Raw genomic sequence first — 19325 nt, forward strand, 5'->3', positions numbered from 1 at the left:
GCCCCGCAGGCCCCTGGCTGGACGGTGCCTTCGCCGACAGCCCCGCAGGCCCCTGGCTGGACGGTGCCTTCGCCGACAGCCCCGCAGGCCCCTGGCTGGACGGTGCCTTCGCCGACAGCCCCGCAGGCCCCTGGCTGGACGGTGCCTTCGCCGACAGCCCCGCAGGCCCCTGGCCGGACGGTGCCTTCGCCGACACCCCCGCAGGTCCCCGGCCGGACGGTGCCGTCACCCACAGCCCCGAGGGTTCCCAGCCAGCGGGTGCCTGCACCGAAGCGGGTGCCTACGCGCACGCCCTCGCCCCGCCGCGGAGCATCTTCGCCGACGCCGGTGCCGCCGGACTCGCCGCCGCCGCGCGCCGGGCCGCCGAGGAGCTGGGCGGGCTGGAGTCGGCGCGCCGGGCCGAGCGGCGGCTGGCCGGACTGGACGAGGAGCGCGTCGAGCTCGACCGGCAGGAGCGGGCCGACGAGGACGTCCGGCTGGAGGCGGAGGCCTGGCTCGCCGGGTGGGAGGGGACGCGGGCCGCACTACAGAGCCGTATCGAGTCCGCTCAGGAAGCCGCCACCCGGGCCGAACAACTCGCCGTGCAGCGCGAACCCGCCCAGCGGCGGCTCCAGGCGGCCCGGCAGCGCGACCAGTTCGCGGTCGACACGGACGATGCGCAGCAGCGGGCCCTCGCCTCCGCCGAACGCGCCGTGGAGGCCCGCGCGCACTGGCTCGACCTCAAGGAACAGCGCCTGAACGGCATCGCCGCCGAGCTGGCCGCGCACCTCACCGACGGCGAGCCGTGCGCCGTCTGCGGAGCCACCGAACACCCCGCCCCCGCCCGCAAGGTCGCCGGGCACGTCGACCGCGAGGCGGAGGAACGCGCCCTCGCCGCCTACCAGCACGCCGACGACCGGCGCGCCGAGGACGAACGGCGGCTCGGCGTCGTACGGGAGGCCCTGGCCGCCGCCACCGCCGAGGCCGGCGACACACCCACCGCACAACTCGCGGAAGCCGCCGAGGAGTTGGAGCGGCGGTACGCGCGGGCACGCCGGGACGCCTCCGTGCTGCACCCCGCGCACGAGGAGCTGCGCCGGGCCGAGGGCGAACACGAGCAGCGCACCGCGGCCCGGCAGCAGGCGGCGGTCAGGGCCGCCTCCCGGGTCGGCAACCGGGAGCGGCTGGACCGTGAGAAGGCCGCGCTGGAAGCGGAGCTGACCAAGGCGCGCGGCGCCGCCGACAGTGTGGCCGCGCGGGCCGCGCAACTGGAGCGGCTGGCCGCACGGCTCACCGACGCCGCCGACACCGCGCGCGTGGCTGAGGACACCGCCCAGCGCCTCAAGGACGCCGACGCCCGCCTCGCCGACGCCGCCTTCCGCGCCGGCTTCGACACCCCGCAGTCTGCGGCCTCCGCACTCCTCGACGACGCGGCCCACCGCGAGCTGCAACGGCGGCTGGACGCCTGGCAGGCCGAGGAGGCCGCCGTACTACGCGCCGTCCTCGGCGAGGAGGACACCGCTGCCGCCGCCCAGCAGCCGCCCGCCGACCTCACCTCCGCGGAAGGCGCCGCCGCTGCCGCGGCCCAGCGGCTGCGCGACGCCGCCTCCGCCCGCGACGCCGCCGCCCGGCGCTGCGCCGAACTGGACCGGCTGTCCGGGCGGGCGGCCGAGGGCGTACGGCGGCTGGCGCCGCTGCGCGAGGAGTACGACCGCGTGGCCCGCCTGGCCGGCCTCGCCGCGGGCACCTCCGCGGACAACGAACGCAAGATGCGCCTGGAGTCGTATGTGCTGGCGGCCCGGCTGGAGCAGGTCGCCGCCGCCGCGACCGTACGGCTTCAGCGCATGTCGTCGGGCCGGTACACCCTCGTCCACTCCGCCGACCGCAGCGGGCGCGGTCGCAGCGGTCTCGGGCTGCATGTCGTAGACGCCTGGACCGGCCGGGAGCGTGACACGGCGACGCTGTCCGGCGGCGAGACCTTCTTCGCCTCGCTCGCCCTCGCCCTCGGCCTCGCGGACGTCGTCACGGACGAGGCCGGCGGGGTCCGGCTGGACACCCTCTTCATCGACGAGGGCTTCGGCAGCCTCGACGAGCAGACCCTGGACGAGGTCCTCGACGTCCTCGACTCCCTGCGCGAGCGGGACCGCAGCGTCGGCATCGTCAGCCATGTCCCCGATCTACGGCGGCGGATCCACGCGCAGTTGGAGGTAGTGAAGGGGCGTTCGGGGTCGGTGCTGCGACAGCGCGGTGTCGGGTGAGGTCAGTGGCCCAGCGGGCGGCGCGGGAGCGGGGAGGAGTAGACGACGCTGGTGGTGACCGAGCCCAGCGTGCCGATCTTGCCCGACACCTCTTCCAGATGGCGCATGGAGCGGACCGCGACCTTGATGACGAAGCAGTCGTCGCCCGTCACATGGTGTGCCTCCAGGATCTCGGGCGTCACGGCGACCAGATCGTGGAAGGGCTTGTAGTTGCCGTTGGGATAGCGCAGGCGGACGAACGCCAGGATCGGCAGCCCGAGCCGCTCCGGATCCACGACGGCCGCGTACCCCTGGATGACGCCCGCCTCCTCCAGCCGCCGCACCCGCTCGGTGACCGCGCTCGCTGACATGGCGACGGCCCGGGCGAGCTCGGCGAAACTCGCCCGGCCCTCCCGCTGGAGGACGTCGAGGATGCGCCAGTCCGTGGCGTCCGGGGAATACGCGGTCATGCCCGAGGGATAGCAGGGGAATCCCCGGCGAAGCAAGGGGAGGGCCGGGGATCGCCCCTTCTGGGACGGGGACCACCGCTCGTAGATTTCTGGCCAAGCAGAACAAACAAGCAGAACAAACAAGCAGAACAAAGCTGAACAGCTGAGGAAGGCCAGACCATGAGCGTCACCACGACCGCCGCCAACCCCGTCCTGCGCGTCGCCCCGGCGGCCCCCGGCGCGGCAGCCGCCTACTTCCGTGCCAGTCTCGCCTTCCACGCCGACGTGTCCGACGTAGCCGCCGCGCTCGCGGCCGGCGGCGACCCCGGCTTCGTCGTCCTCGACTCCCGCTCCACCGAGTCCTGGGACCAGGGCCACATCCCGGGCGCCGTCCACCTCCCCACCGCGCTGATCCCCGAGCGGGCCGAGCAACTCCTCGACAAGTCGGTGCCGGTCGTGACGTATTGCTGGGGCCCCGGCTGCAACGGAGCGACCCGCGCCGCCCTCGCCCTCGCCGAACTCGGCTACCCGGTCAAGGAGATGCTCGGCGGTTTCGAGTACTGGGCGCGCGAGGGCTTCGAGTTCGAGACCTGGGAAGGCCGCGAGCGCCGACCCGCCGACCGGCTGACCGCGCCGGTGGACGCGGAGGACTGCGGCTGCTGAGGCGGGAAACCAGTGGGCCTCCTGTGCGTGTAGGTTCTGGCGCATGGTGCGATACGAGGAGCCGGGCACGGTGGACTGGGTCGAGTCGGGCGGTGGGCCGCTCATAGCGGTGCCGGAGACGGTCCTGCCGTTCTGGGCGGGAGCCGACGGCGACGAGACCGCGTCCGACTACGACCGGGCGTGCGAGGTCGAGGGGTTCATCGGGCTGCTGCCCGTCGGGGACAGCGCGGCCCTGGTGTTCGGCGACGAGCCCGCCTCCACCACGTATCTGCCGGACCACGCCACCTTCGTACGCTGGTCCGCGGCCGACTCCGAGGCCGCGCTGCTCGCGCAGGTGCCGTCGGCGCTGGACGCGGCGGTGTGGGAGCCGGAGGTGCGCTGGAACGTCCCCGGCACGGTGCTGCTGTTCGACGCGGCCTGGCCCGGCCCCGACTCCGCCCGCACCGACCACGTCAGGGTCGAACTGGAACCCGGCCGGTACGCCGTCCGCGCCGCCCACGTGCGGCCCGGCCCCGAGACCTGGCTCGGCCTCGTGCAGCTACGCCAACTGCCGACCTGACCCGACGGCGAAAATCCCGTGCGCCCTCGCCCGGGCGCGGCCCATCATCGTCGGCATGCCTCGATTCCCCCACCCCAGCCCCGAAGAACTGCGCCGCGACCCCCTGCCCCTGCGCGGCCGTACCGCCCTGGTCACCGGAGCCAGCCGGCGGGCCGGCATCGGGCATGCGGTGGCGCGGCGGCTCGCCGCGTACGGGGCGAGCGTCTATCTGCATCACCATGTCCCGCACGACGAGGAGATGCCCTGGGGCGCCGACCGGCCCGAGGAGGTGATGGCCTCCGTGCGCGCGGCGCTCGGCGATCCGGACGCCCGGGTCGTCGCGGGTCCGGGTGACCTGTCCGACCCGGCCGCGCCCGCCGAGCTGATCGCCACCGCCGCCTCGGAGCTCGGCGGACGGCTCGACATCCTCGTCGCCAACCACGCCCTCAGCGGCTTCGACGGCACCCTGGACACGATCGACGCCGCGATGCTCGACGCCCACTGGGCGATCGACACCCGCTCGGTGCTGCTGCTCGTGCAGGCCTACGCCCGGCTGCGGGCCGGGCTGCCGGCGCGTATCCCGGGCGGCCGGGTGGTGATGATGACCTCCGGTCAGGACCACGGCGCCGGCATGCCCGGCGAGATGGCGTACGCACTCCAGAAGGGCGCCCTCGCCTCCATCACCCGCTCCCTGGCGACCACGCTCGCCGAGCACGCGGTCACGGTGAACACCGTCAACCCCGGCCCGGTGGACACGGATTACCTGACCGGCGAGGCGTACGACACCGTCGCCGCGATGTTCCCGGGCGGCCGGTGGGGCATGCCCGACGACCCCGCCCGTCTCATCGCCTGGCTGGCGACGGACGAGGCGGGCTGGGTCACCGGCAACGTGATCGACTCGGAGGGCGGCTTCCGGCGCTGACCCTCACAAGAAGAGCTACAGCTGCGACAGCTCGTCCACCAGGTCGTCCAGGCCCAGGGAGCCCTGGGACAGGGCGGCCATGTGCCAGGCCTTGAGGTCGAAGGCGTCGCCGTGCCGCTCGCGCGCCTTCTCACGGCCGAGCAGCCAGGCCCGTTCGCCCAGCTTGTAGCCGATCGCCTGCCCGGGAATCGTCAGATAGCGGGTCAGCTCGCTCTCCACGAAGTCCGCCGGACGGCTGCTGTGCGCGCCGAAGAACTCCTGGGCCAGCTCCGGGGTCCACCGCTCGCCCGGGTGGAAGGGGGAGTCCGCCGGGATCTCCAGCTCCAGGTGCATGCCGATGTCGACGATGACCCGGGCGGCCCGCATCATCTGCGCGTCGAGGTAGCCGAGCCGCTGCTCCGCGTCCGTGAGGAAGCCCAGCTCGTCCATCAGCCGCTCCGCGTACAGCGCCCAGCCCTCGACGTTGGCGCTGACCATGCCGATCGAGGCCTGGTAGCGGGAGAGGTCCTTGGCCACGTGCGTCCACTGCGCGAGCTGGAGGTGATGACCCGGCACGCCCTCGTGGTACCAGGTCGAGACGAGGTCGTAGACCGGGAAGCGGGTCTGGCCCATCGTCGGCAGCCAGGTGCGGCCCGGCCGCGAGAAGTCTTCGGACGGCTGCGTGTAGTACGGCGCCGCCGCACCACCGGGCGGGGCGATCCGCGACTCCACCTTCCTCACCCGCTCGGCGAGTTCGAAGTGGGTGCCGTCGAGCGTCTCGATGGCCTGGTCCATCAGACCCTGGAGCCAGTCGCGGACCTCGTCGACACCCTCGATGTGCTTGCCGTGCTCGTCCAGGTGCGCGAGCGCCACCCACGGCGTCTCGGCGCCCGCAAGAACCTTCTCCGCCTCCTTCTTCATCTCGGCCAGCAGCCGGTGGTACTCGGCCCAGCCGTAGGCGTACGCCTCGTCCAGGTCGAGGTCCGTACCGTTGAAGTAGCGCGACCAGCGGGCGTAGCGCTCACGGCCCACCGTGTTCGGCGCGCCCTCGATCGCCGGCGCGTACACCTCCCGCATCCAGTCCCGCAGTGCGGCGACGGCCGCGGTCGCCGCGCGGGCTGCCTCGTCGAGCTCCGGGCGCAGCGACTCGGGTCCGGCCGACGCGAAGTCCTCGAACCAGCCACGTCCCTTGCCGTCCGTGTCCGCCCACTCGGTGAGCTGCTCGACGAAGGTGGCCGTCGGGCGCGGGCTCGCGTACAGCTCGCGCTCCAGACCGAGCGCGAGGGACTCGCGGTAGCCCGCAAAGGCGGCCGGCACCGCGCGCAGCCGCTCGGCCACCTGCGCCCAGTCCTCGTCCGACTCGGTCGGCGTGACGGTGAAGACCTCGCGCACCGAGTGCGCGGGCGTGGCCATGTTGCCCACCGAGCGCAGGCCCTCGTCGGCCTCGTGCACGGCGAGTTCCGCGGTGAGCCGCTCGCGCAGCAGGCGTGCGCACCGGCGCTCGATGTCACTGTCCGCGCCGGGCCGGCGCTCGGCCTCGTCGAGCCGGGCGAGCGTGGAACGGTGAAGGTCCGCGAGCGCCGCCTGGCCCGCGGGCGAGAGGTCGGGCAACCTGCTCGAACTCTCCTTCACGCCGAGATAGGTACCGGTGACCGGATCGAGGGCGATGAGCTCGTCGACGTAGGCGTCGGCGACCTCGCGGGGCAGCGGGCTCTTGGTCTGCGACATGCGGACCATCCTCGTACGAGGGGTCGCCGCACGTCACCCGGATTGCGCCGAGGGCGTAGCAGGCGGCGACAGGGGGCAGCAGGGGGGCGACAAGGGGAAACGGCCCGGCGAGGTCCGCCGGGCCGTTCGTGGTGTCGTGGTAAGCGCCGGTGCTCTAGTCCCGCACGATCCGCTCCCCGAACTCCCGCTCCCGGGACTCCTCGTACGGCCATCCCGAGGCGACCGAGGCCGCGTCCAGGCGGGCCGTGATCACCAGGGTGCCCTCTTCGATCTGGTAGTCGAGGGGGAGCCCGAGTCCGCGCATCGCGGCGACCATGCCGGTGTTGGACGACTGCGTCACGGCGTACACGCTCTCGCAGCCGGCCTCGACCGCCATCGCGACCAGCCGGCCCAGGAGTTCGCCGCCGATGCCGCGCCGCTGCCAGGCGTCCTCGACGAGTAGCGCGACCTCCGTCTCGTCCCCGTCCCACAAAAGATGACCGAGCCCGACGATGCGCCCGGAGGGCGTCTGCACGGCGAGCGTCCGGCCGAAGCGCGGGCTGAGCAGGTGGCTCAGGTAGCGGTTCGCGTCACCGACCGGTCCGTGGTAGCGCATGCCGAGCGTCCGTGCCGAGCACCGCTCGTGCATCGCCGTCGCGGCGTCCAGGTCGTCGGTGTCGGCCCGGCGCACGGTGATCGCGTTGCCCTCGGGCAGCGTCAGCACGTCCTGGCTGCGCGGCACCCGCGGACCGAGCCGCGCGTCCAGCTCCACCAGCGCCCGCGCCCGCGCGAACTCCGTCGGGGTGAACGGCAGATACGGCCGCTCCACGGTGATCACTCCGCCTTCCGGCGCCCGCAGCCGCATCACGGTGTCCTCCAGCACCCCTTCCACCGGCACGGCCTGCGGCTCCCGGCCGCCACCGGCCGCCCGCGCGGCGGGCAGCGAACGGATGGTGCACCGGCCGAGCAACTGCCGCAGCGCCAGCGGGAGTTCCGCCGCGTCCAGCGCGGTGCGGGCGGCCAGGCCGAGGACCCGGGTCGGCGCGTCCACCAGATCGTGGGCGTCCGCACGCTCGATCCAGGTGTCGAAACCGCCGGCCAGCGCGACCGCCCGCGTGACCTCGCCGGCCGCGAGCCCGGCGGGAGCGCGCAGCAGGAACTCGTCCACCGTGCCGTCGGCCAGGGGATGCGTCTGGAGGCTCAGGATGTCGACCTGCCGTCCGGCGAGGGCCGCGCACAGGGCGGCCAGCGAACCGGGTTCGTCCTTCACCGTCGTCCGCATGCGCCACAGGGTGCTCTCCCCGGCCGCGGCGGCCGGTGCCGTCGGCGACCGGTCGGACGGCCCGGCCTGCTGTCCCTCGGACGGCGGCCGGGCATCGGTATCGCCCGCCGGTGGTGCGTGACCGTGGCGGTGTGCCCACCAGGTGTGGAACCCGGCCGTGGCGATCAGGGCGATCGCCGAGACCACCAGCAGCGCCGGGCCCTCGGGGCCGTGCCCGACCAGGTTCGCCACGGCGTCCGCCACCGCGACGGCCGTGAAGAGGGCGGCGAGTTCGACCGCGTCGCGGCGCCAGTGGTGGACGGGGCGACCGTGCTTCACACGTGTCACATCAGATACTTTTCGAGTCATGCGTCCACTGTGAAGGAACGGTGTTGCGTGATCACGAACGCTCTGTGACTGATCGGTAAAGTGTGATTCTGTGTCTTTTGTTGTTCTTTTAACAGCGGCGACTGCCACAAACAGCAGCGGCGGCTGCCACAAAGTGCCCGCAGGCGCGCCGCGCACCGGGAGATGACGCCGGTGCGCGGAGCGTCCTACGAGGGTACGGGACCTACTGGCCGACCCGTCCCGGCTGCAACACCTGTGTGAACAGCACGGTCCCGTCCTGCTCGCGCAGCCGTACCGTCAACTCCCCGCTGTCGCCGTCGATGTCGACCTCGCCGAAGAACTGGTAGCCGTCGGCGGGCGAGACGTTGGCCACGGTGGGCGCCTTGACGAAGACGCGGTCCGGGCCGAAAGTGCCGTCCAGCGTGTTCGCCGGGAAGGCGCCCGCGTTGAGCGGCCCCGAGACGAACTCCCAGAACGGCGCGAAGTCCTTGAACGCGGCCCGCGACGGGTCGTAGTGCTGGGCCGAGGTGTAGTGGACGTCGGCCGTCAGCCACACCGTGCCGGTGATCCGCCGGTGCTTGACGAACCGGAGCAGCTCGGCGATCTGGAGCTCGCGGCCGAGCGGGGCCCCGGGGTCGCCCTGCGCGACCGCCTCGATGTTCGGCTTGCCGTCCGTGGCGTCCGGCACGACCAGGCCGAGCGGCATGTCGGAGGCGATCACCTTCCACACCGCCCGGGAACGGCCCAGCTCGCGCTTGAGCCACTCCAGCTGCTCGCGGCCGAGGATGCCCTGCGCGTCGGCGGTCTGGTCGTCCGGCGAGTTCGCGTTGCGATACGTGCGCATGTCCAGGGCGAAGACGTCGAGGAGCGGGCCGTAGTTCTGCACCCGGTAGACCCGGCCGTCGGGACGGCGCAGCGTCGAGATCGGGAAGTACTCCGAGAACGCCTGCCGGGCGCGGGCGGCGAGGACGTCGACGTTCTTCTCGGTGTACCGGCTGTCGGCGAGGATCTCACCGGGGAACCAGTTGTTGGTGACCTCATGGTCGTCCCACTGGATGATCGAGGGGACCTGGGCGTTGAAGGCCCGCAGGTTCTCGTCCAGCAGGTTGTAGCGGAAGTTGCCGCGGAACTCCGTCAGCGTCTCGGCGACCTTCGCCTTCTCCTGCGTGGTGATGTTGCGCCAGGTCCGCCCGCCGGGCAGGGGCGCGGTCTCGGCGAGCGGGCCGTCGGCGTAGATGTTGTCGCCGCTGCACAGGAAGAAGTCGGGGTCGAGCCCCGCCATCGCGTCGTAGATCCGGTAGCCGCCCAGCTCGGGGTTGATGCCCCAGCCCTGCCCGGCCAGATCGCCCGACCAGACGAACCGTACGCCGTCGCGCCGTTTGCCGGAGGCCGTGCGGAAGGTGCCGGTGACCGGTTCGCCGGTGCGGCGCGGGTCGTCCGGGTCGGCGAGCAGCACGCGGTAGTGGATCTGCTCGCCCGACGGCAGCCCGCGCAGCGCTGTCGTGCCCGTGAAGTCCGTGTCCGCGCCGAGCAGCGGGCCATGCCATCTGCGCGGGTTGCGGAACGACTCGGTCGCGGACGTCTCGACGATCATCCGGGCCGGACGGTCGGACCGTATCCACACCAGCCCGGAGTCGGAGGTCACGTCGCCCGTCTGCACGCCCCAGCCCGCCTTGGGACGCCCGGACAGGGCGAAGGCCGGCGCGGCGCCGAGGGCGGTGGGCAGGGTCAGGGCCGCCGAGGCGGCCAGGGAACCGCGCAGGACGCTGCGGCGCCCGGGGAACGGACGGTGTGACATGGAGAGGCCTCCAGGGACGGGATCCGGCCGGTGTGCAGTGCCACAACTACTGGGGCACCGCAGCGCCCACGGAAACCACAAGTGAACAACTGACCGCCCGCACCCGGGAACCCGTGTGCGATTCGGGGACGCGAAAGGCGCGAATGCGTACCGTGCCCCTCAGCCGGCGACCGCCTCGGCCATCATCCGCACGCCCGCCCGGATCCGCGCCGGCGCGAGGTGCGCGTAACCCAGAACCAGCCGCACACCCTTCTTGTCTCCCCGCTCCCTGTCGTCGGGCTCGGCACGCGCGTGCGTGTAGGCCGTCAGCGGGCGTACGGTCACTCCGGCCGCGGCCACCTCCGAGAGGAACCGCTCCTGTGGGCCGTAGCGCTCCGGCAGCGCCGCGATGACATGCAGGCCCGCGGCGATCCCGGACACCTCGGAGCCGGGGAAGTGCTCGTCCAGGGCGGCCACGAGCGCGTCCCGGCGTTCCCGGTAGGCGCGCTGGCAGCGGCGCAGCTGGCGGTCGTAGTCGCCGCGCTCCAGGAACCGGGCGAACAGCGCCTGGTCGAGCGTGGGATGGCCGAGGTCGAGGGTCCGTTTGCGGGCGACGACCTCGTCGACGAGCGACTCCGGGACCAGCAGCCAGCCCAGCCGCAGCCCCGGCGCGAGGGACTTGCTGACCGAGCCCGTGTACGCCACGTGTTCGGGGTCGAGCCCCTGGAGCGCGCCCACGGGGGCGCGGTCGTAGCGGAAGTCGCCGTCGTAGTCGTCCTCCAGGACGAGCCCGTCCACGGACCGTGCCCAGTCGAGGAGTTCGGCGCGGCGCCGCGCGGAGTACGCGACCCCGGTGGGGAACTGGTGCGCGGGCGTCGTCACGACGGCCCGTACGTTCGAGGAGCGCAGCGGGCCGACGGCGAGTCCCTCGTCGTCCAGGGGCAGCGGCACCGTGGTGACACCGGCCGAGGCGTACAGCTCGGCGTGCTGCGGGCTGCCGGGATCCTCGACGCCGACGGAGCGCACCCCGCGCGCGTGCAGCACGAATCCGAGCAGTGCGGTCGCCTGGGTCACCCCGGCCAGTACCACGATCCGCTCCGGGTCCGCGACCACGCCCCGGCGGCGCGCGAGCAGTTCGGCCAGCGCGGTGCGCAGCCGGGGCAGTCCGCGCGGATCGGGGTAACCCAGGCCCTGATGCGGCAGTTCCGCCAGCACCCCGCGCTGCGCGGCGGCCCACGCGGCGCGCGGGAACAGCGACAGGTCCGGCGATCCTGGAACGAATTCGGCCCGGGCGCCCAGGGAGCGCGGGGCGAGATCACGCGCGCGGGGGCGCGCGGCCCGCACGGCGTCGCTCACCCAGGTCCCGGACCCCCGCCCGCTGCGCAGGTAACCCTCCGCCGTCAGCTGCTCGTACGCCTCCGTGACCAGGCCCCGCGACACTCCGAGGTCGGCCGCCAGGTCCCGGCTCGACGGCAGCCGCGTGCCCGCCGCGAGCCGCCCCGAGCGGACCGCCTCCCGCAGCGCCGCCTGGAGGGAGCGACCACGCGCGCGTGCCGGCGCCGACGCGGCGGGCAGGAGCAACTCCCACGCGGCGGCGGTCCCGGAGCCGGTCGGTGATGACGTCATGCAAGGGGACCTTAGACGCACCGGGCCACGGCCATCCTCCGCTCTTGCGAGGGGTCACCCCGGCTGCCGCGTAACCAGAAGTGAAAGGAGCGCCCGTGGACGCCAAGAACAGATTCGAGACGAAAACTACCTTCGCGCTCTGCCGACTTGAATGGCTGGCCATTCTGGTCGTTTCACTCGTGCTCGCCTTCCAGCATCTTTCGGAAATTCGCTGGGGTGTGTTCATCGCCCTGTTCGCGGTGATCGACGTCATCGGCTACCTCCCCGGGGCGTTCGCCTTCCGGCGCAGCCGTGACGGGCGGATCGCCCGGGGCTACTACGTGGCCTACAACACGATGCACAGCCTGGTCACGGCGGGCGCACTGGCCGGAGCGTGGGCGTTGTTCGTCCGGCCGGAATGGGCCCTGCTCGCTCTTCCCATCCATCTCATGGGCGACCGGGCGCTCTTCGGGAACTCCCTGAAACCCTTCAGTGTCCCTTTCGAGCCGAGCAATCCAAGCGATTCCCTGGAGGGTGCGCATGCCGTCCGTGCTTGACACGCTCGCCGACCACAGTGACAATCCCAGCTCTTTTCTCGCCCTGAACAGTGGGAACGAATACTTCCGCGACGACCGTTTCGAGGGCGCCTGCGCCTATCGCAGGTCAGGACGTCACATCCTCCAGTTCGGCGGGCCGTTCACCGCACCGGAACACCGGGCGCGGCTGCTTGAGTCCTTCGTCGCCGAGGCCGGGCCCCGCCTGGTCGCGGTGCAACTCCAGCGCGCGGACGCCGAGTTGTACGCGCGGCACGGCTTCACGGTCAACCAGATCGGAGCGTCGTACGCCGTCGACCTGGCCCGTTTCACCCTGCGAGGCTCCCGGTTCGTGCGGCTGCGGAACAAGATCTCGCGGGCCCGGCGGGCGGGCCTGGAGGTGGCCGAAGTCCAGCACGACGACGACTGCTCCGAACTGGACAGACTGGACGACACCTGGCTGCGGGACAAGGGCAGGCACGTCAAGGAGTTGCGATTCCTCGTCGGCCAGCGGACCGGGCCCCTGCAAAAGCACCGCCGGCTGTTCGTCGGCCGCATCGAGGGCGAAGCGGTCGGCTACATCAACTACTCACCGGTCTACGGCAGCCGGCCCGGGTGGCTGCACGACCTCAGCAGGCGACGGCCCGACGCGCCGCCCGGCGTGATGGAGGCCCTCAACGCCACCGTCATGGAACGCTTCGTCGCCGACGGCGCCGGATGGCTCCACTTCGGGTTCACCCCGTTCACCGGGCTCGGCGAGGAACACGAAGTCCCCGGCGCCAGCCGCGGGTTCGCCCGCTTCGCCCGGCTGCTGGCGGAGCGCGGGAAGGCCATCTACCCCGCCGCCTCCCAGCTCGAATACAAGGAGAAATGGGCCCCGCACGCGGTCCTCCCGGAGTACATCGCCTTCCTGGGCAAGCCCCGCATCGGTGCCGTCTGGCAGCTGCTGCGCGCCACCAACGCCGTATGACCGAGCAGCGCTCACTCATCCCACCCCGGAGGACCCCACGTCCATGAGATTCCTCGAACGTGAACGCACCACACTGGCCAAGCTCCTGCCGGATCTCGACCCCGCGCTCCGCGAGACACCGCTCATGGAGCTGGAGCGGCCTGGCAGCCCCGGTATCGGGCACTTCCGGGACAGCGGCGGCCCGGGCCTCCTGGTCCCCGAATCCCACCAGGGCCGGGGCGCCACCGCGCTGGACGCGCTGCGGGTGCAGCGGGCCATCGGCAGCCGCTCGCCGTCCCTCGCCGTGGCGACCACCATGCACCACTTCTCCATGGCCACCCTGGTCGGCCTCGGCCACCTCGGCGGCGAGGCCGACGGCCTGGAATGGATGCTGATCGAAGGCGTGGCGTCGACCAACCGCGTCATCGCCTCCGGCTTCGCCGAGGGACGCAGCGGCGCCGGCATCCTGGAACCGTCCATGACCGCCACGGTCACCGAGGACGGCGTACGGATCAACGGCGTCAAACGCCCGTGCAGCCTGGCCCGCTCCATGGACGTGCTGACCGCCAGCGTCCTGGTCCCCCGCGAGGACGGCCAGGGCGACGAACTCGCGGTGGCCCTGGTGCCCGCCGAGAGCGAGGGACTGAGCGTCACCGGCTTCTGGTCCAGCGCCTTCCTGGCCGGCGCGGAGAGCGAACAGGTCACGCTCACCGACGTGCTCGTTCCGCCGGAACTCCTGCTGCGCACCGCGGCACCCGCCGGGCAGCGGCTCGACGAACTCCAGACCGCCGGACTGATCTGGTTCCAGGCGCTCATGACGGGCAGTTACCTCGGCGCCGCGAGCGCCCTGGTGGAACGCGTGCTGCTCAACGACCGGATCCCCGAGCACGAGCGAGTGCGCCTGTACATCGAGACCGAGGCCGCGATGGCCGCCGCCGAGGGCATCGCCCGGCGCGTGGACGACGGCGACCTCGGCGAATCCGCACTCGCCCAGTCGCTCTTCATCCGCTACGGCGTCCAGGACACCCTCGCCCGCGTCGTCCCGCGCGCGGTCGAACTGCTCGGCGGACTCAACTTCATGACCTCCGACGAGATCGGCCACCTGGCCGCCTGCGCCAACGGCCTGTCACTGCACCCGCCGTCCCGGACCCGGATGACCGGCCCCTTCTCCGGCTACCTGGCCGACCAGCCGCTCGCCATCGCCTGACCGTCACGCCATCGCCGGACGGTGTCATGCCGTCGCCCGAGGCATACGCCGTCCTACGGCAGCCGAGTCCCGTTGGGGGAGTACACCCATGCCGCGACAAGTCCCCAGTCCCAGTCCCAGTCCCACTCCCTTGCCCACACCCCGCACCGCCCCGCGCGAGCGTCCCACCCTGCTGCTCACCGGCGGCTCCGGGGTGCTCGGGCGAGCCCTGATCGACGAGCTGACACCCGACTTCGACCTGGTCTGCCTGCGCCGCAACCGGCCTCTGCACGACCCCCGGGTGCGTGAACTCCAGGGCGATCTCCTCGCCCCCCGCCTCGGTCTGCCCACCCTGGCGTGGGACCGGCTCGCCGGCGAGGTGGACGTCGTCCTGCACTCCGCCGCCGAGACCAACTGGCGTACCCCGCCCGAGGACATCGTGCGGACCAACACCTCGGGCACCCGCGCCATGCTCGACCTGGCCGCCCGGGCCGACGCGCCCCTGTACCTGGTGAGCACCGCGTTCGTGGCGAGCAGCCCGGCCGCCGAGGACCACCGGCGCTTCCCGGGCGCCGCCGCCTACCTCGCCTCCAAGACCGCGGCCGAGCAGATGGTGCGCGACGCGGGACTGCCCGGGGTCATCGTGCGCCCCTCCGTCGTGATGGGCGACTCCGTCACCGGGCGGATCGCCGGGCAGCAGGGGCTGACCAAGACGATCGGCTCGATGGTGCTGGGACAGGTTCCGGTGCTGCCCGGCGCCCCCGAGGCCCGCATCGACATGGTCCCGCAGGACTTCGTCACCCGGGCCGTCGGCGACCTGATCCGGGGCGGGGTGCGCGGCGGGGAGTACTGGCTGACGGCCGGCAAGGAGGCACCCGCCCTGCGCGAAATCTCCGATGTCTGCGCCGAGTTCGCCGTACGCCACGGACTGCCCGAACCGCACCGGCCGCGCCTCATCCCGGTCGAGGCCGTGCACCGGCTGCTGCTGCCCATGCTGGAGGGCACCTCGATGCCCGCGTCGATGCGGCAGCGCCTCCAGCACTACGCGGAACTGCTCCTGGTCTTCCAGCGCGAACTGCCGTTCGCCTCCTCCCTCGGCGACCCCGACTGCGGCACGCGCCTGACCCACACCGATATCCGTGCCGCGCTCGTTCGCAACCTGGAGAGCTGGGCCGAAGGCAGGGCCGGAGTGCTGAGGCGGCACCGCGCCGCCCGGCCGGCCGCCACGACCCCGAAGGAGCTGGCGTCATGACGATCTCGCCCCCCGCGCCCGTCATTTCGGCCGCACCCCTTCCCGGCGGCACGGAACTCGTGGAGCTGTACCTCAGGCACATCGGCTCCGGCCGGGCGGTGATGGGCCGGGTCATGGGCGGCATGGCCGAGGTCCGCTCCGAAGGGACCTGGATCCACACCGACGACGGCCGCCGCTTCCTCGACTTCGGCGGCTACGGCGTCTTCATCCTCGGCCACCGGCACCCTGCCGTCGTCGAGGCGGTGCACCGGCAGATCGACACCCACCCGCTGGCCAGCCGCGTCTTCCTCGAACCGGTCGCCGCGCGCGCCGCCCAGGCGCTGGCCGCGCACACCCCGCCGGGCCTCGACTACGTCCACTTCGTCAACTCCGGTGCGGAGGCGACGGAAGCCGCGCTGAAACTGGCCCGCGCGAACGGCCGCAACTCCGTGATCACCACCCGCAAGGGCTTCCACGGCAAGACCCTGGGCGCGCTGAGCGTCACCGCCAACGCCACCTACCAGGCGCCGTTCCGACCGCTGCTCCCCGACACCACACAGGTCGCCTACGGCGACACGACCGAGCTCAAGCAGGCGCTCGCCGCTCGCCGCGACCGGGCCTGCGTCATCGTCGAGCCGGTGCAGGGCGAGGGCGGGGTACGCATCCCGCGCCCCGGCTACCTCCGCGAAGTGGCCGCGCTGTGCAAGGAGTTCGGCGCGCTGCTCGTCGTCGACGAGATCCAGACCGGGATGGGGCGGCTCGGCACCTGGTGGGGAGTGGACGCCGAGGGCGTCAGCCCCGACGTACTCCTCGTGGGCAAGGGGCTCAGCGGCGGAGTGGTCCCGATCGCCGCGATGGCCGCCACCGAGCAGGCGTACGGCCCCTTCAGCCGCGACCCCTACCTGCACACCTCCACCTTCGGCGCCTCCCCGATCGCCTGCGCCGCCGCGCTCGCCACCGTCGAGACGATGGAGCGGGAGGACACCGTGGCGCGAGCGGCGACGCTCGGCGCGCGCATCCTCGCCGGCGTGCGGGCCGTGTGCGCGCCGTATCAGGAGGTCCTGGTCCAGGACGTGCGCGGCCGGGGGCTGCTGATCGGCATCGAGTTCGCCGAGGAGCAGGCGGTCGGTGAGCTGCTGCTGGAGCTCATCTCCCGCGAGGTGCTCGTCAACCACTCCCTCAACTCCACCCGGGTGCTGCGGCTGACCCCGCCCGCGGTGGTCGAGGACGCCGCGCTCGACCAGTTCTTCATCACCCTCGCCGAGTCGCTGCGGACCGTTGCCGCGCGCATGGCCGTGTGACACCACAACCCGGAGACCGGAAACGGAAAGGAAAGGGAGAACCATGCGCCATGTGGTCCTGCACGCGAACGTCGAGGGCCTCGCACCGGCCGACGTCTACCGACGCATCACCGACTTCCGCCGATATCCCGAACTCACCGACACCGTCCGCGAGGTCCGCGTCGACGCTCCGCTCGCCGACGGCTCGCTGGTGTCGGAGTGGACCGTCTCGTTCCGGGGCGGGCTGATGCGGTGGCGGGAACGGGACACGTTCGCGCCGGACACGCTCTCGCTGACCTTCGAACAGCTCAGCGGCGACTTCCAGACCTTCGAGGGGAGCTGGCGCTGCGAGGCGCGGGACGACGGCGGCACGCTCGTCGTCTTCACCGCCTCCTTCGACCTCGGTATCCCCACCCTCGCGGAGATCCTCGACCCGGTGGCCGAGTCCACGCTGCGGACCAACATCGCCCGCATCCTCATGGGTCTGGTGGGCGCGGAGGTGATCGATGAGTGCGCCGCCGTGGCTCGCGGCTGACCGGGAGATCGTCGAGAACCGGCCCGCTCCGTGCGCCGACCCCCTGCGCGACGAGCCGGGCCCCGGTGCCGCCCGCTGCCTGGGCCTGTACGCCAAGCTGGCCGCCGGGGTGACCGTCGTGACGGCCCGTGGCGAGGAGGGCCCGCTCGGCATGACGGTCTCCGCGGTCACCTCCCTGTCGGCCCGCCCACCGCTGCTCCTGGCCTGCCTGCGCGACGGCTCCCGGACCCTCGCCGCCGTCCACGCTCACGGAGCCTTCGCGGTGCACCTGCTGCGCGAGGAACAGCACGGCCTGGCAACGCGGTTCGCGAACCCGACGACGACCGCGGCCCAGCGGTTCACCGGCACCGACCACCGGCAAGTGCTGGGCGTCCCGGTGATCCAGGGGGCACTCGCCTGGTCGGTGTGCCTCGTGGAGGACGTACGGCGCTACGGCGACCACCATCTCGTCGTCGGACGAGTGGCGGCCGTGCACGTGGGCGGGGGGCGTCCGCTGCTGTGGCACGAGCGGCGGTTCCGGGGGGTGACGGAGTGTGAGCCTGGGCCGGAGCCTGGGAGAGCACCGGGTCATGAGGCCGATGCGGTGCCGACGGCCGAGAGGGTCCCGGTGCCCGTGCCCGTGTCCGTACCCATGTCCGTCCCGGACGGCCCGGGATGACGACCCGTAGCCGTCTGCCGGCCGGATCCCCCGCCTGGGAGCCGGCCGAAGTGCCGCCCCAGCCTCAACTGCACGGCGTGGTCACCGCGGACGTGGCCGTGGTCGGGGCCGGTCTCGCCGGCCTCGCCTGCGCCTACCACCTCGCGGAACGCGCCCCCGGCCTCGACATCGCCGTCGTCGACGCGGAGCGGACCGCGGCGGGGGCCAGCGGCCGGGGGACCGGCCTGCTGGGCCCCCGGGCCGGTCCGCCGATCGACCGTGCGGCACGCCGCTTCGGTCCCCAGGAAGCACGCCGGATGCACCTGGCCAGCGTGCGAGCGGTGGAGCAGGTCCTCGACCTGTGCGCGCGCCTCGACGTGCGCTGCGGGCTGCGGCGCGGCGAGCAGATCGTGGCGACGCGCTCGCCCGCACACCTGGCTGCCCTCGCCCGGCAGGCGAAGGCCTACCGGGCGCTCGGCCTGGACGTGCCCGTCCTGTCCGGGGCCGCGATCCGCTCCCGGATCGGCGTGCCCTACACCGCGGGGCTCCTGCACCGCACCGCGGCCACCCTCGACCCGGCCGCGCTGACTTGCGCCCTCGCCCGGGCCTGCGCAGCCAAGGGCGTGCGCTTCTACGGCGACAGCCCGCTGCGGGCCGTGCGCCCCGGGGACCTGGTCGGACCCGAACTGGTCTTCCCACACGGCAGGCTCTACGCCGGGCAGGCGGTGCTCGCCGTCAACTCCGCCGCGCAAGGAGTGGGTCTGCCGGTCGGCACGGTCCTGCCGCTTGAGGTGTACGCCGTGTCCACCGCGCCCCTGCGCCGGTCGGCGTACGAGGCTCTGGGCGGGCGCGCGGGGTACGCCGTCGTGGACGCGGCACCGATGGCGCCCTACTACCGGCTCCTTCCGGACGGAGGGCTGGTGGCGGGCGGCGGAACGGTCACCGCCCCGGCCGGGCTCGGCCCGCCCCGGCTCCAGGCCGTCCGCGAGCGGGCCTGGAACTGGCTGGGGCGCTGGCTGCGTTCCCTGCACCCCGAGCTGTCCGACGTACCGGTCCTCCACCGTTGGTCGGGCCGCATCGGCATGACCCTCGACGACCTGCCGGTGGTCGGACCGGTCCCCGGCTGCCCCGACGTCTGGTACATCGGCGGCTGCTGCGGACACGGCCTGGCGATGTCCGTGGCACACGGCGCCCACGTGGCCGGAGCACTGCTGGGCGATCCTGACCCCGGGGACCCCCTGCCCTGGCACCGCTCCAGAGCCCCACGACTCCCCGTCCGAGGCCCCGCCCGTCCCCTCCTACGGGGCTACGTCGCCACACTCGGCCGCGCCGCGCGACGCACGTGCTGAGGACCGAGGGGCGGGGGTGGTTGTGGCTGTTGGGCGTGGGGTGGCTCTCGGGTGTGGTGCGGCTGCCCCGTCCGGCTCAGCCACCAGGGTCGGCGGCTTGGCCCGGGCCCGGCTCCGTCCCGCCCGGCGTCCCTCCGTGACCAGTCATAACCTGCCATAA

At 73.0% G+C, this 19325-nt stretch carries 16 protein-coding genes and 1 pseudogene; 12 read left to right on the top strand and 5 right to left on the bottom strand.

Annotation, left to right across the window (positions count from 1 at the left end):
- A partial coding sequence (locus AB0I77_RS42350; RefSeq protein WP_363288187.1) for an SbcC/MukB-like Walker B domain-containing protein occupies nucleotides 1-2237 on the top strand: 2237 nt, incomplete at its 5' end.
- A gap of 2 nt (nucleotides 2238-2239) precedes the next feature.
- Here AB0I77_RS42350 and AB0I77_RS42355 read toward each other — a convergent pair.
- Nucleotides 2240-2686 (bottom strand): Lrp/AsnC family transcriptional regulator, encoded by a 447-nt coding sequence (locus AB0I77_RS42355; protein ID WP_363288188.1) that lies wholly within the window; start codon nucleotides 2684-2686, stop codon nucleotides 2240-2242.
- Nucleotides 2687-2845: 159 nt separating this feature from the next.
- Between AB0I77_RS42355 and AB0I77_RS42360 the strand changes: the two genes are divergently transcribed.
- Genes AB0I77_RS42360 through AB0I77_RS42370 form a run of 3 tightly spaced genes read left to right on the top strand, consistent with a single transcriptional unit; the run spans nucleotide 2846 to nucleotide 4788 of the window.
- Nucleotides 2846-3328: a rhodanese-like domain-containing protein gene (locus tag AB0I77_RS42360; RefSeq protein WP_363288189.1), complete on the top strand. Its 483-nt coding sequence runs from the start codon at nucleotides 2846-2848 to the stop codon at nucleotides 3326-3328.
- Nucleotides 3329-3371: 43 nt separating this feature from the next.
- Nucleotides 3372-3887 carry an immunity 21 family protein gene (locus AB0I77_RS42365; protein WP_363288190.1) on the top strand — a complete coding sequence of 172 codons (516 nt, stop codon included), beginning with the start codon at nucleotides 3372-3374 and terminating at the stop codon, nucleotides 3885-3887.
- A gap of 55 nt (nucleotides 3888-3942) precedes the next feature.
- Nucleotides 3943-4788 carry an SDR family oxidoreductase gene (locus tag AB0I77_RS42370; RefSeq protein ID WP_363288191.1) on the top strand — a complete coding sequence of 282 codons (846 nt, stop codon included), beginning with the start codon at nucleotides 3943-3945 and terminating at the stop codon, nucleotides 4786-4788.
- Nucleotides 4789-4803: 15 nt separating this feature from the next.
- On the opposite strand, the gene AB0I77_RS42375 is transcribed toward AB0I77_RS42370, so the two are convergent.
- The 4 genes from AB0I77_RS42375 to AB0I77_RS42390 all read right to left on the bottom strand — a co-directional run bounded on the left by AB0I77_RS42375 (nucleotide 4804) and on the right by AB0I77_RS42390 (nucleotide 11486).
- Nucleotides 4804-6495 (bottom strand): DUF885 domain-containing protein, encoded by a 1692-nt coding sequence (locus AB0I77_RS42375; protein WP_363288192.1) that lies wholly within the window; start codon nucleotides 6493-6495, stop codon nucleotides 4804-4806.
- Nucleotides 6496-6649: 154 nt separating this feature from the next.
- Nucleotides 6650-8104 (bottom strand): GNAT family N-acetyltransferase, encoded by a 1455-nt coding sequence (locus tag AB0I77_RS42380; protein ID WP_363288193.1) that lies wholly within the window; start codon nucleotides 8102-8104, stop codon nucleotides 6650-6652.
- Between the two features lie 202 nt (nucleotides 8105-8306).
- Complete coding sequence (locus tag AB0I77_RS42385; RefSeq protein ID WP_363288194.1) at nucleotides 8307-9881, bottom strand: alkaline phosphatase D family protein; 1575 nt, start codon at nucleotides 9879-9881, stop codon at nucleotides 8307-8309.
- Nucleotides 9882-10040: 159 nt separating this feature from the next.
- Nucleotides 10041-11486: a PLP-dependent aminotransferase family protein gene (locus AB0I77_RS42390; protein WP_363288195.1), complete on the bottom strand. Its 1446-nt coding sequence runs from the start codon at nucleotides 11484-11486 to the stop codon at nucleotides 10041-10043.
- Between the two features lie 95 nt (nucleotides 11487-11581).
- Between AB0I77_RS42390 and AB0I77_RS42395 the strand changes: the two genes are divergently transcribed.
- The 8 genes and pseudogenes from AB0I77_RS42395 (at nucleotide 11582) to AB0I77_RS42430 (ending at nucleotide 19165) form a co-directional block, all read left to right on the top strand.
- Nucleotides 11582-12022: a hypothetical protein gene (locus AB0I77_RS42395; protein ID WP_363288196.1), complete on the top strand. Its 441-nt coding sequence runs from the start codon at nucleotides 11582-11584 to the stop codon at nucleotides 12020-12022.
- Nucleotides 12006-12968 carry a DUF2156 domain-containing protein gene (locus tag AB0I77_RS42400; RefSeq protein ID WP_363288197.1) on the top strand — a complete coding sequence of 321 codons (963 nt, stop codon included), beginning with the start codon at nucleotides 12006-12008 and terminating at the stop codon, nucleotides 12966-12968. The genes AB0I77_RS42395 and AB0I77_RS42400 overlap by 17 nt, the downstream gene beginning before the upstream one ends.
- Before the next feature lie 43 nt (nucleotides 12969-13011).
- Nucleotides 13012-14154, top strand: a complete 1143-nt coding sequence (locus AB0I77_RS42405) for an acyl-CoA dehydrogenase family protein (RefSeq protein WP_363288198.1) — start codon at nucleotides 13012-13014, stop codon at nucleotides 14152-14154.
- A gap of 130 nt (nucleotides 14155-14284) precedes the next feature.
- Nucleotides 14285-15385, top strand: coding sequence for an SDR family oxidoreductase (locus AB0I77_RS42410; protein WP_363288199.1), 1101 nt, complete (start codon nucleotides 14285-14287; stop codon nucleotides 15383-15385).
- Nucleotides 15382-16665 (top strand): aminotransferase class III-fold pyridoxal phosphate-dependent enzyme, encoded by a 1284-nt coding sequence (locus AB0I77_RS42415; RefSeq protein ID WP_363288200.1) that lies wholly within the window; start codon nucleotides 15382-15384, stop codon nucleotides 16663-16665. Before AB0I77_RS42410 ends, AB0I77_RS42415 begins: the two co-directional genes overlap by 4 nt.
- Nucleotides 16666-16708: 43 nt before the next feature.
- Nucleotides 16709-17179, top strand: a complete 471-nt coding sequence (locus tag AB0I77_RS42420) for an aromatase/cyclase (RefSeq protein ID WP_363288201.1) — start codon at nucleotides 16709-16711, stop codon at nucleotides 17177-17179.
- Nucleotides 17151-17708, top strand: a pseudogene (locus AB0I77_RS42425) (flavin reductase family protein); the annotation flags it as partial. The gene AB0I77_RS42420 and the pseudogene AB0I77_RS42425, both read left to right, overlap by 29 nt.
- 125 nt (nucleotides 17709-17833) lie before the next feature.
- Nucleotides 17834-19165 (top strand): FAD-binding oxidoreductase, encoded by a 1332-nt coding sequence (locus AB0I77_RS42430; protein ID WP_363288202.1) that lies wholly within the window; start codon nucleotides 17834-17836, stop codon nucleotides 19163-19165.
- Nucleotides 19166-19325 lie beyond the last annotated feature (160 nt).

Origin of the sequence: Streptomyces sp. NPDC050619 (genome assembly GCF_040654815.1) — a bacterium.
Taxonomy (GTDB): Bacteria; Actinomycetota; Actinomycetes; order Streptomycetales; family Streptomycetaceae; genus Streptomyces.

Coding starts and splice junctions, on each gene's coding strand:
- AB0I77_RS42365 (WP_363288190.1), top strand. CDS start 3,372: ATGGTGCGATACGAGGAGCCGGGCACGGTGGACTGGGTCGAGTCGGGC.
- AB0I77_RS42390 (WP_363288195.1), bottom strand. CDS start 11,486: ATGACGTCATCACCGACCGGCTCCGGGACCGCCGCCGCGTGGGAGTTG.
- AB0I77_RS42405 (WP_363288198.1), top strand. CDS start 13,012: ATGAGATTCCTCGAACGTGAACGCACCACACTGGCCAAGCTCCTGCCG.
- AB0I77_RS42420 (WP_363288201.1), top strand. CDS start 16,709: ATGCGCCATGTGGTCCTGCACGCGAACGTCGAGGGCCTCGCACCGGCC.
- AB0I77_RS42380 (WP_363288193.1), bottom strand. CDS start 8,104: ATGACTCGAAAAGTATCTGATGTGACACGTGTGAAGCACGGTCGCCCC.
- AB0I77_RS42360 (WP_363288189.1), top strand. CDS start 2,846: ATGAGCGTCACCACGACCGCCGCCAACCCCGTCCTGCGCGTCGCCCCG.
- AB0I77_RS42375 (WP_363288192.1), bottom strand. CDS start 6,495: ATGTCGCAGACCAAGAGCCCGCTGCCCCGCGAGGTCGCCGACGCCTAC.
- AB0I77_RS42370 (WP_363288191.1), top strand. CDS start 3,943: ATGCCTCGATTCCCCCACCCCAGCCCCGAAGAACTGCGCCGCGACCCC.
- AB0I77_RS42385 (WP_363288194.1), bottom strand. CDS start 9,881: ATGTCACACCGTCCGTTCCCCGGGCGCCGCAGCGTCCTGCGCGGTTCC.
- AB0I77_RS42355 (WP_363288188.1), bottom strand. CDS start 2,686: ATGACCGCGTATTCCCCGGACGCCACGGACTGGCGCATCCTCGACGTC.
- AB0I77_RS42430 (WP_363288202.1), top strand. CDS start 17,834: ATGACGACCCGTAGCCGTCTGCCGGCCGGATCCCCCGCCTGGGAGCCG.
- AB0I77_RS42415 (WP_363288200.1), top strand. CDS start 15,382: ATGACGATCTCGCCCCCCGCGCCCGTCATTTCGGCCGCACCCCTTCCC.
- AB0I77_RS42400 (WP_363288197.1), top strand. CDS start 12,006: ATGCCGTCCGTGCTTGACACGCTCGCCGACCACAGTGACAATCCCAGC.